Raw genomic sequence first — 15,780 nt, 5'->3', positions numbered from 1 at the left:
AATCTAATAGCCCCATTCTAAAAACCTTCTTCCAAGATTCATCTATTAAGCCTGTATATTTTGAATGCACAATAGATTTAATAACCTTGGACTTGCTAATGCTTTAAGCATCTGCAAGTACTAGTTGTTGCTACTGGTCATTGTCTATTGCAATAATCCTCAATAAGACGATTACATCTTGTGGACTCCTTATTTGATGTTAGTATTTTATAGCTATAGTATTCCATATTCGAATATGGAATACTAAAAATTTAATTGATATTTAAATTGAATTCAATCAGTTTGAGTTGTAGTTTTTGCATTAATATATGTCCAAGAAACTTGCATCCTTTTGATCTTAAAATCAAATTTATTCTAATAATTTTAAAATATTTTCCCCAATAGTAAAGTCCAATTCATTTTTCTCATCTAAAACGGAAACAAAACCCATTTTACATTGATGGTCTATTGGATTAGGATTGTCCTCTGTATCTTTTGAATAATCGTCCGTAAGATACGATCGAAACTTATTTTCGTTGGCTTGACCAGGATACAACAGAAGAGCCTTTTCTGCATCCCAAAAGCGGCAATACGCATACATCTGCCTTAAATCTCCTACTGAAGCAGAACTTTTTTGTGGTCGCTTCCATTTGGTATCTATAATGTAGGTTTTATCACCTTGTCTTAAAACTACATCTGGTCTTAAACTGTTACTACCCCAAAACGATTTAGATTCTTGTCCAGAAACCGCCATATGAGTTCCATTACACGCTTTTTGAACTTGCTTTAAAATATAGGTTTCCCACAGTTCATTCATATCAAAAAGAAGAGATAGCATTTTCTCTTTTCCACTGGAAATGTCTGGCGAATAGTTTAAAATGATAAGTCTTGCTATGTCTAAGGCATCACTATAACTACTCGATTTCCGATTTAGGGTTATACTATTTAGTTGCTTTGCAGTCATCGTTTTATAATCGACTTTAGGGAAGTTGACAAGCACTCTTTTGGTCAAATCAGAGAGGCGAGTTCCCATAGTGAATTGATCTACGATGGACAGTGCTTTATATAAAACCTGATGTAGTAGATGATTACTGTCATAAATTTGATGGGTTGTATAAAACCTTTCTTTATGAACTGCGTTATGTCTTATATGTCCTGCAAACTCTAGTTTACCTTTTAAAGCCTTTGTGTTATGGGTTTGTTTTCTGTATTTTTTTATCACCCCTTTTCTAACTAAAGCTTCTATTTCTAGCAGATATATTTCAAGATAGACCTCTAGCAGATTAAGGTGTTGCCGTTTGACGTGAGCCGCTCCAGCCGATTCTGCTTTTAGTTTGCCACAGGCTTTGAGCATTTGTAGTAGAACACCCTTCCATTTGTTGTCGTCATCCTCTTTATCGGCTTTTGGATGTATTTCTATCGTTAACCCATCAACTTGTATAACACCAACATAGTGATTGAATTTAATCCCTTTGGCAATAGCCTCAAAATAACGGCCTTCATGGTATTCATTAAGTTTTAACAAAGCATCTAAATGAGTTTGTTTAAAACTATGTTCACCAACATATAAACGTTGGTGCTCAAAAACTGATATGGAATTATTTTTAATCAACTATTCTTCTTGTTTGATTTCAACAGTACCTAATAAAAGTTTTACCGCTTCTATAACAGAATGACTATCAACTTGTTTTAAAACGAAGGTTGTTGTTTTAAAATCGTTTGCATTTTCATAATCAAAACTTGCAAATTCTATGGTATCATTTTTTATCCTTTCTACAAAACCTTTACCTAAAACTAAGCCTATTTTACCATAATCGCCATAGAAATATTCTTGTAGTAAAGGCACTATCTTGTTATTAAAAGCATCAGCCAATCTTTGTGCTGTATCGACATCTACAAAATATGAATGCCCAATGGTATGGTCACGATCTATAAGTAACTCTATGCGCTCATTAATCGTTTTCAAGACGTCCGTAAGCAGTATTCCATCAACTTCTTCATTTTCTATCACCTCTAAGTCTGGCATCATTTCTTTAAACTCAAAGCGACGCCTTAAGGCTGTATCTAAAGCTTCTACAGAGCGGTCTGCGGTATTCATTGTTCCATAAATATCCAAATTAAGAGGTACACTAAATATATTTTTTGAATAAGGTAAGGTGATGCGCATTTCATTTGCAGCCCCTTTCCGTTTATCTGTTTCGATAAGTGTAATAAGTTCTCCAAAAATGGCGGAGACATTACCTCTATTTATTTCATCAATAAAAATAGCATAACGGTTATGTGGATCGATTGCTGCATCTTTACAAATTTCTTTAAAAACACCATCTTCAATTTTATAACCTAAATCTTCTGCTACTTCTCCATTTTCTGGCATGATAGGTTTTATACCTTCAATAAAATCTTCATAGCTAAACGACTGATGAAAAGTGACAAATTTGAAACGTTCAATAACTTTATTTGCATCAGGTTTAAAATTATTAACCTTTTCAATAAGGTCGTATAACTCTGGAATTTGATTTTCAATTTCTTCAGTAATAACCTCCCAAGTTGAGTTTTCAGTTTTATTGAAAATTAGGGGCTGCTGTTTAGATTTAACTTTAACATATTCGCAGGACTCAACTGTATGACTTTGTAATTGGCCCCAAAGTGTTGGTTTTACAGTTTTTGAATTTGATAGCTCTATCTTTTTCTGAACCCATTTGTGGTTATAAATATCATTTACTTTAGAGGTGCCCAATTGAATTAATGCAACGGCTATAACTTCCCACCACGAGAGCTGCTTTATGACGATTTCAAAATTATTTTCTTCAGTAATCGAGGTTTCTTTTGTAGTATATAATGGGAAATACTGCTGTTTTAAAGCATAGGTTTTGCCTGTTCCTGGAGGTCCGTAAAGGATTTTGTTCAGGCTTCCTTCAACCTTTGATTCGTTATTTTCAGTGAATAAACTATCCTGCATATTTTCTGTTTTGTGAGAAGAATTACTTGGTATTGAGGCTTCTTTAAACTTCTTTTCTAAATTGTTTTGTAGTTTTTGAAAACGCTCATTATTTGGTATTATTTTTTTAATTTTAGTTTCCAATGCCAAATTCCTAATGGTTGGATAATTTTCATCCAACCATTTATATAGCTTGCTTGGATCGTCTTTAGGAAACGCACCAATATTTAATACAGCTTTAGTTCTCTTATTATCCCATTCAATAGCTTCAAATTTTGATGCTAATGTCTCATAAAACTCAATTAGGTTTTTGTTAGTTTCTTTTTGGAAGACAATAACTAGAGAAAATTTAAAGGTTTGGTCAGAGGGTTTAAAAACTAAGCCAACACTTCTTGTGGAGTTATTTCCCCCATCTTTATCTACTAATCCTACAAAACAATTTTTTTCTAATCCTTGAAAAACAAAACCATTTGCAATTTTACCTCCGGGATATTTTTTATCACCAGGATTTGATATTTGTCTGACTAAAAAATTAAAATTAGAATTATATTTTTTTCTATAATTCAATAAATTGTCGTGTATTTTTTGATGAAAGTGCATGTATTAGTTTTTTTGATTGGTCATATTTTGTATTTTTCTTTCAATAAAGCTAACCATAGTGGACCTCATAACTATCTTCATTGAGGATTAACTTTCTAAAACAGGAAACTTTGTATTGTTTTAGCTATTCAGAACATTCGAATAAAATAATCATCACGCACTCCAATCACTAAACTGCCCTTCGGCTTGCTCCATGATTTCGGTGAGTATTTCGTTGAGCTTAGTTATGGATATTTTGCCGCGCAATTCTTTTTTGACGGCTAGACGAATAGAAGCTTTTGCATTTTCTTTTTTGGTCCAGTCCAATTGTAGATTAGACTTTACTGCTTTCACGACACCGTGAACAATATCTTGCATTAGCCCTTCTTCTTTTACAATATCTTTTTTAGCCGCTAGGATATCATAAAAGGCTAATTCCTCTTCACTTAAACCAAGTTCATCAGTTCGTTTATCATCGTTCTGTAAATCTTTTGCGCGTTCTACCAATTCAGCTATAGTTGCATAGCTATCAATAGCATTGTTATGGTATTTGTCAATCACTTTCTCAAGTTCTTCTCTTAGAGAAGTGTATTTTTTGATGTTTTTGTGTAGCCTTAGTTTGATTTCATCCTTCAATATATTCTTGATAATTTCAATCTTTAAGGCATTGCCATCCTTTTCATTTTTTGCGCCAAGCAAAAAGGTTTCATCTAAGATGGAAATATCTGGCTTCTCTATACCTGCCATAGCAAATACATCAACGATGTCTTCAGAATCTATACTTTGGCTAATCAATTCTTTGATTTGCTTCTGCTGTTCTCCTCTAGTAGATTTTACAGATTTTGCATTCCTAACGGCTTTGGACACATGCTGTGCAAAAAGCACATCTACTGCGTAGTCTTGAATTGAGGGTTGACTCTTAACAATAGACAATAAATCGGATAGCTTTTTTTCAGCTTTCATAAAGTCGTTAGCCTCTTCATCATATTTTACGAGATGATTTACCGCTTGTTTTACCAACAATAGTTTGTCGGCATCACGTAAGGCTTTCCAATTGCTATAATCTATATGTTCTGGCAACATGACTTTACAGATTTCAACTTGATTGAAAAACAGCTCTAAGGCTTGCTCAATATCTATGGTTGGTTCTCCTTTTCCTCCGGTACCCGTGTACTTATGGGTTGCTGTTTTTAAATTATCTCCAATGCCAATGTAATCGACAATTACACCGTTCTGCTTATCCTTAAATACGCGGTTGGTTCTGGTAATGGCTTGCATTAAATTATGGCCTTTCATTATTTTATCTACATACATAGTATGCACACAAGGCGCATCAAAACCCGTTAACCACATGTCTCTAACGATGACTATTTTTAAAGGATCGTCTTCTTTTTTGAATCTGCTCTTTATAGATTCGGTGGCCTCTTTTGTTCTAAAATGAGGATTCCATTCTATAGGGTCTTTGGAGATATTTCCTGTCATGACCACCGCCACTTCTGGACAATCGTCCAAAGCCGTTAACGCATCATACATTTTTACGCAATTACGCCTGCTCATACACACAAGCATTGCTTTTCCAGCTAAGGTATTGGTTCGGTTTGTAAAGTGATTTAAAACGTCTTTTGCTATTTTATTAATGCGGTCTTTACTTCCTGCGGCATCTTCAATCGCTGCCCATTTTAGGTTGCTATTGTCTTCCTCACTTCCGGTCATGGCATCAACTTCATCGTCTATGGCTTCGTTCCATAAATGCAATTTTGCCAACCGGGGTTCGTAAAAAATATTTACCGTGGCTTTGTCTTCCACGGCTTGCTTTATATCATAAGTATGTATCACATTTCCAAAAACGTCTTGGGTATCTGCCTCTTTACTATCTACGGGTGTGCCTGTAAAACCTATAAAGGAGGCCTTGGGTAACGCTTTGCGCAAATTAGAAGCAAAGCCATCTAGCAAACCATATTGCGTCCTGTGCGCCTCGTCTGCCATAACGATAATATTTTCTCGATCCGACAAAATGGGATGTTCCAATTCTCCTAAAGTGTTTTCTGATGTTTGCTTAAGTCTAAACTTCTCTATGGTTGTAAAAATAACGCCTCCTGAACCAGCAGATAAGAGCTTGCGTAAATCTGAAGTAGATTTAGCATGTTGTACATCGCCAACCAAATCTTTGGCAAATACAAAATTATCATACAGCTGTTGGTCTAGATCACTTCTGTCTACTTGCACCACAATGGTGGGATTCTTCAATTCTGGAAGACTCCGCAAAATGCCAGTATAAATGGCCATAGAAATACTTTTGCCAGAACCTTGCGTATGCCATATCACACCAATACGGCCATCTCCAAACGGGCGAACCGATTTTTTCGCTGCTTCTACGGCAAAATTAACCCCAAAAAACTGGTGGTATTTGGCGCCTTTTTTAATGAGGGACCCATTATGATCTTCATGAAAAATAAAGTTTTTTATATAATTAAGTAGTCTATCTTTTGGAAATAAGCCAAATAGCAAGGTATGCATCTGGAAATCGTCTTCCTGTACCGTATCTCTTCCATTTATGCTTTTCCAAGGGGCGAACCATTCCATCCCAGAACTAAACATACCATGCTGGGCTTCGTTACCATCACTTATAATAGTGATGGCGTTGTACTCAAATACTAGCGGAATGTCTTTTTGGTAATGTTCTATTTGGTTGTGTGCTTCTTTTATGTTGGTGTTTTCGTCATACCAATTTTTTAGCTCAAAAACGATTAAGGGTAAACCGTTGATGTAGATAATAATATCTGGGCGACGCTTGTTTTTACCCACAATACTAAACTGATTTACGGCCCAAAAGCTGTTGTTTTCTGGAGTATTAAAATCTATGGGGTAAATATGAACTGCTTTTTCTTTTCCTAAAGCATCATCGTAAGCAAACTCAATACCTTTGGTGAGTTTTAAATGAAAAGTACGATTGCGATGTTCTAAATCTGCACCTACATTGTTTGTAAACTCAGACACGGCTAGAGTTTGAATCTCCTCTGGGATATGGGGGTACTGCTGTTGTATAAACTGAAGCAACTGGTCTTTTAATACCACCTCTGTATTATTTTGAGGTAAGTGTGTGCCCATCTGGTGTTTATAGCCTAAATCGGTTAACCAATCTATAGTGGCTTGTTCTATGGTTGCTTCTGTTGTCATACTTTTTTATTACTGTCATTGTGAGGCACCAGCCAAAACAATCTGTTTAAGGTTCTCGTTACCATTATAAGATTGCTTTATTCTCGTCATGCTTTTTCTTTCTTGTTATGCTGAATTTATCTCTTGTCATGCTGAATTTATTTCAGCATCTATTCCCTCTCTAAACTCTTTTAATCGTACCTCACCACTTATTAGTTTTGGTAATAGGGTGTCTCTTAGGTTTGTTAGGGTTTGGTTTTCGATATCATTAGATGACGAATGTAAAAACATAGGTTCAACAATTATACTAAATCTATCCAATATTGCTTTTTCGGGAATCAAAATTTCATATTCCTCAAATACTTTTCCTGTAACAGCTGGATATGAAGAACCCGTTGCTCTCGAAACTAAATAATCAACAAAATCTTTTGTACAAGAACATAAATACAAATAAGAATAACTTATTAAAATTGGAGACATAACAACAAAACCCGTTGATACTATTGTATTTTCACTAAATCCGAGTGCTAAAAACCTAGACTTTCTATTAGGTCTAACTGTTGACCAAATAATATCTCCATCTGATATAATTCTTTTTGCTCGACTTGGGGCATCCTCATATTTTATAGTTTTTATTTCCTCAACCCAACCTTCTTTAACAGAGGCTATATCTATGTAATTAATTATTTTTGGTTCTTTGTCTTTCTTAATACTGTTCGAGTTTACTTGAACAACTTCTTCCAATCTTTTCACTTCCCACCCTTTAGGAATTAACCCCAACTCACTATCTATAAACTCACCCTCTTGAAAAGGACCGAAATCTACAAACCAATGTTTGTATAATGCCATTGCCATGTCTTCTAAGGTTTTGTTGATGGCTAAGTTGTTTTCTATTTTATCGTCTATGGCGGAAAGGATGTTGGCTATTTGGGTTTGTTCTGGGAGGGGTGGGAGATCTAATCTAAAATCCTCAATCATAATTTTAGTAAGTGCATTTCTCGTTGCTCCTGCACTTGCTAAAGTCAGCAACATATTTTTATTTGTATTTTCAAGTAAAAAATACTTCAAATAGATTGCATCCAATTTTAAAATATTTGCCCTAACTATGGCGACGTGTTGATTAACTCTTGCAGGTAAAAACTCTTTAGGTACAGAGCACACTCTTGCTACTGAATCTCCTGTAATATTCAATAAAACATCATTTTCTTCAATAGTAACATTGTCTAGTTTTGAAGCTTGCTTTTCATCAATAAAAGCAAGTCCGTTAATTGAAAATTTAAAATCTAAAACATTCTGACTACGAATTAGAGAGGTGCCAAACTTTTTATATGCTTCTTTTCCACCTCTTGGTGTTGCACCACTTCCAATTTTGGTAGTGACTTCAGAAAGTTTATATATTTTCCAGTTTTTGGGCATATTTTAAATTATTAATTCTAAGGGGTTATTGATTTTTATTAAATCCTTAAAATCCACACCTTTCTTTTCTAAACTTGAAAGCGATAAGTCTTGTAATAAAAAATAATCATCAATATTTATTAAATCATCATTATTTATATCTTTGGGATGATTTATTAAAAAATCTATTATGCCATTTATTATAAATGTTAAATAATACCTTAGGTGAGAAGTTAACACAGCTATGTCTTCTTTAATTGCTGCGTTATGAACTATTTCATTTCTTATGCTATAAATTCTTGTTAAGTTCCATTCTAAGTTTTTTTGATGATTTTCTAAAGCACCTCTAACCTTATTTGAATCATTCAATAATTCTTTGTAGTAATGAGCGCGAAACTTTAAAAGTGGAGATTTAGAATTTAGTATAATATCATCATATGTTTTTTCTAACTTCAAATATTCTAAATTATCATTATAATTAGTAATTATCTCATTTTCTTTAAGCCTATAAATGTCTTTATGAAATTCATTCATATTTCTTTTAATGTAAATCAATGCGTGGCAACGCTTAAAATATTCCCTTAATCTACCAACAGTATAAGCTTCTGCATCATATGTAGAAAAAAGGTATTCAAGTCCTATCCAGTAATTAATAAATTTATTTATAAGCTCTCCTGATTCCCCTCCCATTCTTAAATATCTAATTCCAGAATTTATTTTATTTATCGTTTCTATATTTATTTCTGAGCTTTTTAAACTTGATAACTTAGCTAGTAATTCCTTGTATAAGTTATGATTGCTTTTATAATATCCATCTAAATGATACATAGTAGGGAAAGAACTAGATTTTTCTGGTTGGTGAGATCCGAGAATAAAACATTCGCTTATTAATGATAAATTTTTATCACTGTACCCTAAATAAAGGACATCTAAAATATGTAGTAATTTTTTTCTGCTATAATTAAGAGCTTGATAATAATCTTTGGTTTTAACTTTAATAGATAAAAGAAAATGATCTTTATGTTCTTCTAAAAATATATCTGCACCACCTTGACTAACAACAGAAATTCTTTTTTTATCACTTTTATTCAATACTTTCAAATCATTTGAAAATATTTTTATTTTTGTTTTATCAAATTTGGTAGTGTCCAACCCAAAGATTACTTCAAACACTTCCTCTTTTCTATCCTTCAAAGATTTAATTATAGCAAACCTTTCTTCAAAATTAATAGAATCTAAACCCGAAAATACGGCTGTCATGAACCTATGAAGATAAAACTTAGAATAACCATGATTATTTAACTCAACAAACAAATATTCAATTAAACGGCTAAATTCTCTCATTTCCTCAAAATCTAGAATAGAGACAGATTGTCTAGTATTTATAAAATCAAATACATTTTCAAATAAATTATTTAAATAACCATTATTATCTCTCAATAAAAAATTTCCTGCGTGAACTATTTTAGTGTAATTATCTTTCTTTATTTTATTTATTAAGTCTATAAAATATTCTATATCTATTGTACTAGATATAATATAATGTTTATTATTCAACATTTTTATACTTTCTTTGGCCATAGAAAGTGCATAGTCATGATTCTTAAGTTTACCTTTATTAAGATCATTACAAACATTCATTAATTCTTTTATTGTAGATAAAGGATTATTTAGTTTAAGTCTATTAGTATCTATAGTTCTTTTATTCAAAAGCTCCATTGATTTCTCTAAAAAAAACTTCTCAATAGGTTTTAACTCTATTTTTGGTCTTATTTTGATCATAATATTTTATATTTGTACTATAATTAAGGACAAAACTTGTAAACATACATAAAGGAACTCTATTAGTTTTCCTCTTAGATTTAATTAATTTAGATTTAAAGTCAACTTTTAAGTTCCTAGGTAATAAAGCAACTCTCATAGAGTTGCTTTTCTTTTTTAAATCCATGCTTATCAAAATCCCCATCAACCTATGTTGTTTTTGTTCAATAAAGAATTTATCAGAACCATCTAAAATCTGTTTCTGCAATTCACTTCCTTTAATAATGTGGAAACCTTAAACTTCGCTTTTAAGGTTTCCATATTATAAATATTCTCAACTAAATTTTAAACAAAAGCTACAAAACAACTCTTAGTTTTCTTTATTTGTAAAAAATGTTTTTTGTTTATCTCTTTTAAAATAAGCAAAAAAGGGAAACCCTTATAAACACTAGGTTTTATATGTTTTGTTTTCAGATTTGTTTTTCATTTGTTTTTTTTTAGCCAATTTGTAAGTTCTATTTTTCATTTAACCATCTTGCTGTAAATGGTTGACATAAGCGGTCGCTTAGACCTAGTTTTGGGTTGATATCGCTTTTTAAACGTTTTAGGTAAGCATTGGCCTGTTTTCCTGTAAGCTGTTGTTGTTCTACCATCAAATCCAGTAGCCACAAATGGCCATGTACAGCTACTTTTTTGGAAAAAGCAAATTGCCTAAGGGTTTTGTCTGAAGTTAAAAGGGTTCCTTTAAGTTTTTGTGCACAAAATAACGCAGTACAATCCTGCTGAGAAAGTTGCAGCTTTTCTTCCTGTAGCACAAAAAGAGTTTCCAATTCAACTTGGTTAAATTCTTCTACTTCTAAAACCTTTGTGTTTATATACATTTCCAGCTGCTTTTGTTGGCTGTCATGAAGCTCACACAGAACAAATGACGTGGTATGAAACTTTAATTTCAAATTAAAAAACTGGGGTAAAATATCCAGTTTTATCAAGTCAATTAGTATGTTGGCATCATTAACAACAAGTATCATAGTGCAAAAAATTCATCTCTAAAAACAGCCAATTTTACATTGGCCAAATTAGCGGCTTTACTCATGCTTATTACGTCTTCTGCTGCAGCACGGTTCAGTAACTGCTTAAATCTGTTGGACTGTTCCTTACCCAAATAACTTCCCAAGTTTATTTCTTTCTTTCTGTTTATATCTGCATTAATCCATTTTCTAAATCCAATATAACGTTGTTCATTAACAATTTCTAAATCTTTAGCACGGTGCATAGTAGCTTGTATAGATATGCCATAGGTTTCTTTTATCGCAATAAGTTCTGCTTTACTTATTTTGTTTCTGTGCTCTCCTAGCTCTTTTAAGAAAGTTTCTTTTGGCATTAACATGGCACCAGCAAAGCGGTGGCAAAGATTTTCAATCTCTTTAGCAGATAAGCTTTTTTTGAAATTCAAAACCAAATGACCAAGTTCATGCAAGGCGGTAAAACGCTTGCGCTCTATGCTAAAGCTTTTATTTACAACAATTATAGGTATTTGATCATTGGCCCAACCAGAAAAACCATCAAAACACTCATCCTCATCGACTTCAATAACTTTAATTTCTTTATCTTCTAAGAGCTCAATTACGTTGGGTAAGGCGTTTATACCAAGTTGCCAAGCGCTTAATAATTTGTTTACAGCATTTTCTACGTCATTACCTCTTTCTATGACAAGGTTTCCAATTGGGTTTTTAAACTTATAGGATAGGTTTAAAAACTCTTCTAATTGGATGTACCTCGATATGCTATCGGTCATCATTTCCTTTATTGCCTTTTCTCTTTTTACGGACAGCCTACTTTTCTTTCTGAATTCAATAGTATTGATTTCTACATTGTAAGGCATGAAAAAGTAATCTACTTTCACGTTAAGTGCTTTAGCTAGTTGAAGCATCACCTTACTATCTGGCATCATTTGAGCTTTCTCGTATTTTAAAATAGCATTATAACTAACCAGTCCATTCATTTTATCAGACAATTTTCTTAGTGAGAATCCCGCTAGAGTCCTCGCAGATTTTATTCGTCTTGCTACAGTAGTTTTCATAGTTATTTAGTTATGTTGACAAATTTAAATAATATACTGTTTTTGTCAACCATAATAAGTGTTAAATCTACTCTTTCATTCAAGGCTTAGAACTTTTCAAAATTATCTAAAATCTGTTTCTGCAATGCATTTCCTGTTTTAAACTGGGTTTGCAATTGCGCTTTTAAGGTTTCCATTTTATGTTCAAAGGGGATACCGTCATCTTCCACTGCTTCTGTACCCACATAAATACCTGGGGTAAGTTTGTAATCTTGTTTGGCGATCTCTTCTAGGTTGGCGGAGTAGGAGAAGCCGGGTTGGTCTATGTAAGTGTCTGCTTCTCGATACAATTCCGCTTTGGCGGAATCACTCGAAGTGACACTGTCTTTAATGTTTCTCCAAGCGTGATAGGTGTCGGTAGCTTTTTGTAAGTCGGCTTCGTCAAAAACACGAAGTTTTCTGCTCTCCATTCTACCGTGTTTAGAGAGGTCTATAAACAAGACTTCGTTATCTCTCTTGCGGTGTTTCCCATCCTTGCCATCTCTGTTTTTACTCAATATAAAAATACAGGCAGGAATACCTGTCGTAAGGAAGAGCTTATCTGGTAAGCGAACAATACAATCTACCATGCCATGATCTACCATGTGCTGGCGTACATTTTTTTCACCTTTTGTGTTGGAAGTCATCGCACCATTTGCCATCACTACCGCAGCGGTGCCGGTATCGCTTAGATGGTTCCAAAAAGTTTGCATCCACATATAGTTGGCGTTGCCATCTGTAGTAAATTCTTCTTTGGTACCAAATAGTCTGGGGTCATTTTCTGGTAAGTCTTCAGGATGCCATTGGCTAACGTTAAACGGCGGATTTACGATAATAAAATCTGCTTCGAGATCCGGAAATTTATCTTGTAATAAAGAATCTCCCAAACGGACATCGAAAGATAAATCGCGTAAAGCCAAATTCATTTTACAAAGCCTCAACGTACCATCATAACGCTCTTGGCCATAAATTGAAATGTTCTTTTTATCGCCACCATGGGCTTGTAAAAACTTTAGAGACTGGATAAACATACCACCAGAGCCGCAGGCATTATCAAAGATTTTACCTTGGTAGGGCTCTATCATTTCTACTAGTAAACGCACAATACTGCTTGGTGTAAAGAATTGGCCTGCGCCAGAGCCTTCTGCAATGGCAAATTTGCCGATGTAGTATTCATAAACACGCCCCAAAATATCACTGCCAGGATTTTCCTTTTCAGAAAGTTTGGGTTTAGCCAAAAGGTTTATGAGTCCTGCTACTTGCTTTGGAGTCAGTTGGCTCTTTACAAAGATTCGAGGTAATATCCCTTTAAGTTCTGGTCTAAATTCTGCTAGAGTATCATCGAGTAAATCGAACGCATTATCTACTAAAACTTTGATGTTATCTTGCTCTGCATTGTCTTGAAGATATTGCCAGGTGGCTTCTTTAGGGATGATGTAGGTATTTTTGGAAAGGTACTCATCTGGATCTTCTAGAACATAATTTTGTTCTTCGGTATCATTTGTATAGTAGTCAGATCCTTTATCATTTAAAGCTTGAAAAAGTTCTTCTTTTCTCACTTCATATTTTTCAGAGATATGCTTCAAAAAAATAAGGGGTAGGATATAGTCTTTATATTGATTCTCTGCTACGGCACCACGGAGTTCGTTAGCTGCTTTCCAGAGTTCTTGTTCAAAATTGATATCGGCTTTAGTTTGATTTTTGGGCATTAATCTTTTAGGATTTATTAATGTTTACGTAAATATATATAAAAGTGTGGAGGTGTTAAATGATAAGCAACTTATACCAAATTAAATTTATAACGTCGTACAAATAAATTGAATTATACTACGACGTAGCTCAGCACAGGTTTTTTGATGGATTGAAGTTAAAAATAATTAGCATAGCCTTAGTTATGGTAGTTATTTTGATAAAAAGCAGGCGAAAAAAGCCTGCGCCGAATTCGTTTCGGTAAAGCGATTTACGGTGACATTATAGGTTTAAATTGGTATTAAGTCTCAAAATGAGACTGTGTTAGGTAAGGTCGATAGGATTTTTGTCAAAATCAGTACGCACTTTTGACTGATTAACTATAAATGTTGGTAGGAAACGTATGGTGTAAAAATATTTTATAATGTAAATTATAATTTACAAATTAAGCTATATTTGTAAAACATATTTTGTGTTACGGCAAAAAAGAAAATGACGATATTACCAAAAGCAAGAAGACTTCTTGATGAAATGGGTGAGAATATTAAGCTCGCACGTTTGAGAAGAAAATTAAGTGCTGAACAAGTAGCTGAACGTGCAAACATGAGCAGGCCAACTTTGTTAGCAATTGAGAAAGGCAAACCAACGGTGAGTATAGGTTCGTATTTTTTGGTTTTACAAGTTTTAGGGTTAGAAAAAGACTTTCTTTTACTTGCTAAGAATGACGAATTAGGAAGGAAATTACAAGATGCTAGCATTAGTACAAATGGGAGAGCACCGAAACGAAGGGATAAAAATGGCAAAGCAAAATAATAAAAAATCTATAAGTGTATATGCACATTGGTCAGGAATGGAAAAACCCTTAGTTATGGGGACATTACATTCTGATAGATTAAAAGGGAAAGAGGTTTTTTCTTTCGAATACAGTGATGATTGGTTGCAAAGTGGACTAGCTCAATTGTTAGATCCTAGCTTGCAGTTGTATTCAGGACTTCATGATCTAAACGAGGATCAAGATAATTTTGGAATATTTCTAGATTCCTCTCCAGACCGTTGGGGCAGAATTCTAATGCGTAGGAGGGAAGCTGCTCTTGCAAGAATTGATAAAAGAGAGGAAGAGAAGTTATTTGAAACCGATTATCTACTTGGAGTTTATGATGGTCACAGAATGGGAGCATTAAGGTTTAAATTGGAAGAAGATGGTCCATTTTTAAATGATAATAAAAATATGGCAACTCCACCATGGGGTTCTTTAAGAGAGCTAGAACAGATAAGCTTAAGGTTAGAGGATGATAATGTTATTGATGATCCAGAATATTTGAAATGGTTAAGTATGCTTATAGCTTCAGGAGCTTCTTTGGGTGGAGCAAGGCCTAAAGCTAGCATTGTAGATAATGATGGAGGCTTGTGGATCGCAAAGTTCCCAAGTCGGAACGATCAAGGAGATAGTGGAGGATGGGAGATTGTAACTTATGAATTAGCCATTTTAGCAGGAATTAATATGGCAGAATCTAAAGCACAAAAGTTCTCTTCTGAATATTATACTTTTCTCACTAAACGATTTGACCGAGGGAATGATGGGCAGCGAATACATTTTGCCTCCGCTATGACAATGCTTGGGTATAGTGATGGCCAGGGCCATTCAGATGGGGCCAGTTATCTTGAACTTGTTAATTTTATACAAAATAATGGGGCCAATGTGGAACAGGATTTGGAACAACTTTGGAGAAGAATCGTCTTTAGCATTTGTGTTACAAATACAGATGACCATCTTCGAAATCATGGGTTTTTGTTAACTAATGAGGGGTGGGTATTATCCCCAGCATATGATATTAACCCAGTGGAGACTGGTGCGGGATTAAAACTGAATATCTCTGACGAGGATAATTCGTTAGACTTAAATCTTGCGATGGAAGTATCTGAGTTTTTTAGATTATCAGAAAAAAGGGCAGATGAAATAAAAGAGGAAATAGTGAAGGCTGTTTCAGGTTGGAAGGAAATGGCAATAAAATATGGAATATCACGTGTTGAACAAGAATTGAAAGCAGTTGCTTTTAAAGCCATCTAAAGTTAAGACGTAAAGGAATTAAATCAAATAGTGAGTTTTCATATTTGGTATGTCAAGTTACAGATAAAGATATAAGTCATTATTTTAAATTGATTATCGTCAAAATTCAATACATTT

10 protein-coding genes are annotated in these 15,780 nt (G+C 33.8%); 2 read left to right on the top strand and 8 right to left on the bottom strand.

Annotated elements, in window-relative coordinates; translation table 11 throughout:
- Positions 1–349: 349 nt before the first annotated feature.
- The 8 genes from P700755_RS04175 to P700755_RS04135 all read right to left on the bottom strand — a co-directional run bounded on the left by P700755_RS04175 (position 350) and on the right by P700755_RS04135 (position 13,615).
- Complete coding sequence (locus P700755_RS04175; protein ID WP_015023492.1) at positions 350–1,591, bottom strand: McrC family protein; 1,242 nt, start codon at positions 1,589–1,591, stop codon at positions 350–352.
- Positions 1,592–3,517 carry an McrB family protein gene (locus P700755_RS18615; protein WP_015023491.1) on the bottom strand — a complete coding sequence of 642 codons (1,926 nt, stop codon included), beginning with the start codon at positions 3,515–3,517 and terminating at the stop codon, positions 1,592–1,594.
- Between the two features lie 153 nt (positions 3,518–3,670).
- Positions 3,671–6,673, bottom strand: a complete 3,003-nt coding sequence (locus P700755_RS04165; RefSeq protein ID WP_015023490.1) for a type I restriction endonuclease subunit R — start codon at positions 6,671–6,673, stop codon at positions 3,671–3,673.
- A gap of 126 nt (positions 6,674–6,799) precedes the next feature.
- On the bottom strand, positions 6,800–8,068 hold the full coding sequence (locus P700755_RS04160) for a restriction endonuclease subunit S (protein ID WP_015023489.1): 1,269 nt from the start codon (positions 8,066–8,068) through the stop codon (positions 6,800–6,802).
- A 3-nt stretch (positions 8,069–8,071) separates the two neighbouring features.
- Positions 8,072–9,829 (bottom strand): cell division protein ZapA, encoded by a 1,758-nt coding sequence (locus tag P700755_RS04155; protein WP_015023488.1) that lies wholly within the window; start codon positions 9,827–9,829, stop codon positions 8,072–8,074.
- A 494-nt stretch (positions 9,830–10,323) separates the two neighbouring features.
- On the bottom strand, positions 10,324–10,836 hold the full coding sequence (locus tag P700755_RS18610) for a PIN domain-containing protein (RefSeq protein WP_015023486.1): 513 nt from the start codon (positions 10,834–10,836) through the stop codon (positions 10,324–10,326).
- Complete coding sequence (locus P700755_RS04140; protein WP_015023485.1) at positions 10,833–11,888, bottom strand: helix-turn-helix domain-containing protein; 1,056 nt, start codon at positions 11,886–11,888, stop codon at positions 10,833–10,835. Before P700755_RS04140 ends, P700755_RS18610 begins: the two co-directional genes overlap by 4 nt.
- A gap of 86 nt (positions 11,889–11,974) precedes the next feature.
- Positions 11,975–13,615: a type I restriction-modification system subunit M gene (locus P700755_RS04135; RefSeq protein ID WP_015023484.1), complete on the bottom strand. Its 1,641-nt coding sequence runs from the start codon at positions 13,613–13,615 to the stop codon at positions 11,975–11,977.
- 472 nt (positions 13,616–14,087) lie between these two features.
- Between P700755_RS04135 and P700755_RS04130 the strand changes: the two genes are divergently transcribed.
- Both P700755_RS04130 and P700755_RS04125 read left to right on the top strand, forming a co-directional pair.
- Entirely contained in the window at positions 14,088–14,408 is a 321-nt protein-coding gene (locus P700755_RS04130; protein WP_041758137.1) for a helix-turn-helix transcriptional regulator, read from the top strand.
- A complete protein-coding gene (locus P700755_RS04125) occupies positions 14,392–15,663 on the top strand; it encodes a type II toxin-antitoxin system HipA family toxin (RefSeq protein ID WP_041758136.1) in 1,272 nt (423 codons plus the stop codon). Before P700755_RS04130 ends, P700755_RS04125 begins: the two co-directional genes overlap by 17 nt.
- Positions 15,664–15,780: the final 117 nt, after the last annotated feature.

Source organism: Psychroflexus torquis ATCC 700755 (assembly GCF_000153485.2).
In the GTDB taxonomy this organism is placed as follows: domain Bacteria; phylum Bacteroidota; class Bacteroidia; order Flavobacteriales; family Flavobacteriaceae; genus Psychroflexus; species Psychroflexus torquis.
This window is presented reverse-complemented; position numbering and strand designations above follow the sequence as displayed.

Excerpts from the sequence above, each read along its gene's own strand:
- P700755_RS18615 (WP_015023491.1), bottom strand. The coding sequence starts at position 3,517 with ATGCACTTTCATCAAAAAATACACGACAATTTATTGAATTATAGAAAA.
- P700755_RS04165 (WP_015023490.1), bottom strand. The coding sequence starts at position 6,673 with ATGACAACAGAAGCAACCATAGAACAAGCCACTATAGATTGGTTAACC.
- P700755_RS04160 (WP_015023489.1), bottom strand. The coding sequence starts at position 8,068 with ATGCCCAAAAACTGGAAAATATATAAACTTTCTGAAGTCACTACCAAA.
- P700755_RS04155 (WP_015023488.1), bottom strand. The coding sequence starts at position 9,829 with ATGATCAAAATAAGACCAAAAATAGAGTTAAAACCTATTGAGAAGTTT.
- P700755_RS18610 (WP_015023486.1), bottom strand. The coding sequence starts at position 10,836 with ATGATACTTGTTGTTAATGATGCCAACATACTAATTGACTTGATAAAA.
- P700755_RS04140 (WP_015023485.1), bottom strand. The coding sequence starts at position 11,888 with ATGAAAACTACTGTAGCAAGACGAATAAAATCTGCGAGGACTCTAGCG.
- P700755_RS04135 (WP_015023484.1), bottom strand. The coding sequence starts at position 13,615 with ATGCCCAAAAATCAAACTAAAGCCGATATCAATTTTGAACAAGAACTC.
- P700755_RS04130 (WP_041758137.1), top strand. The coding sequence starts at position 14,088 with ATGACGATATTACCAAAAGCAAGAAGACTTCTTGATGAAATGGGTGAG.
- P700755_RS04125 (WP_041758136.1), top strand. The coding sequence starts at position 14,392 with ATGGCAAAGCAAAATAATAAAAAATCTATAAGTGTATATGCACATTGG.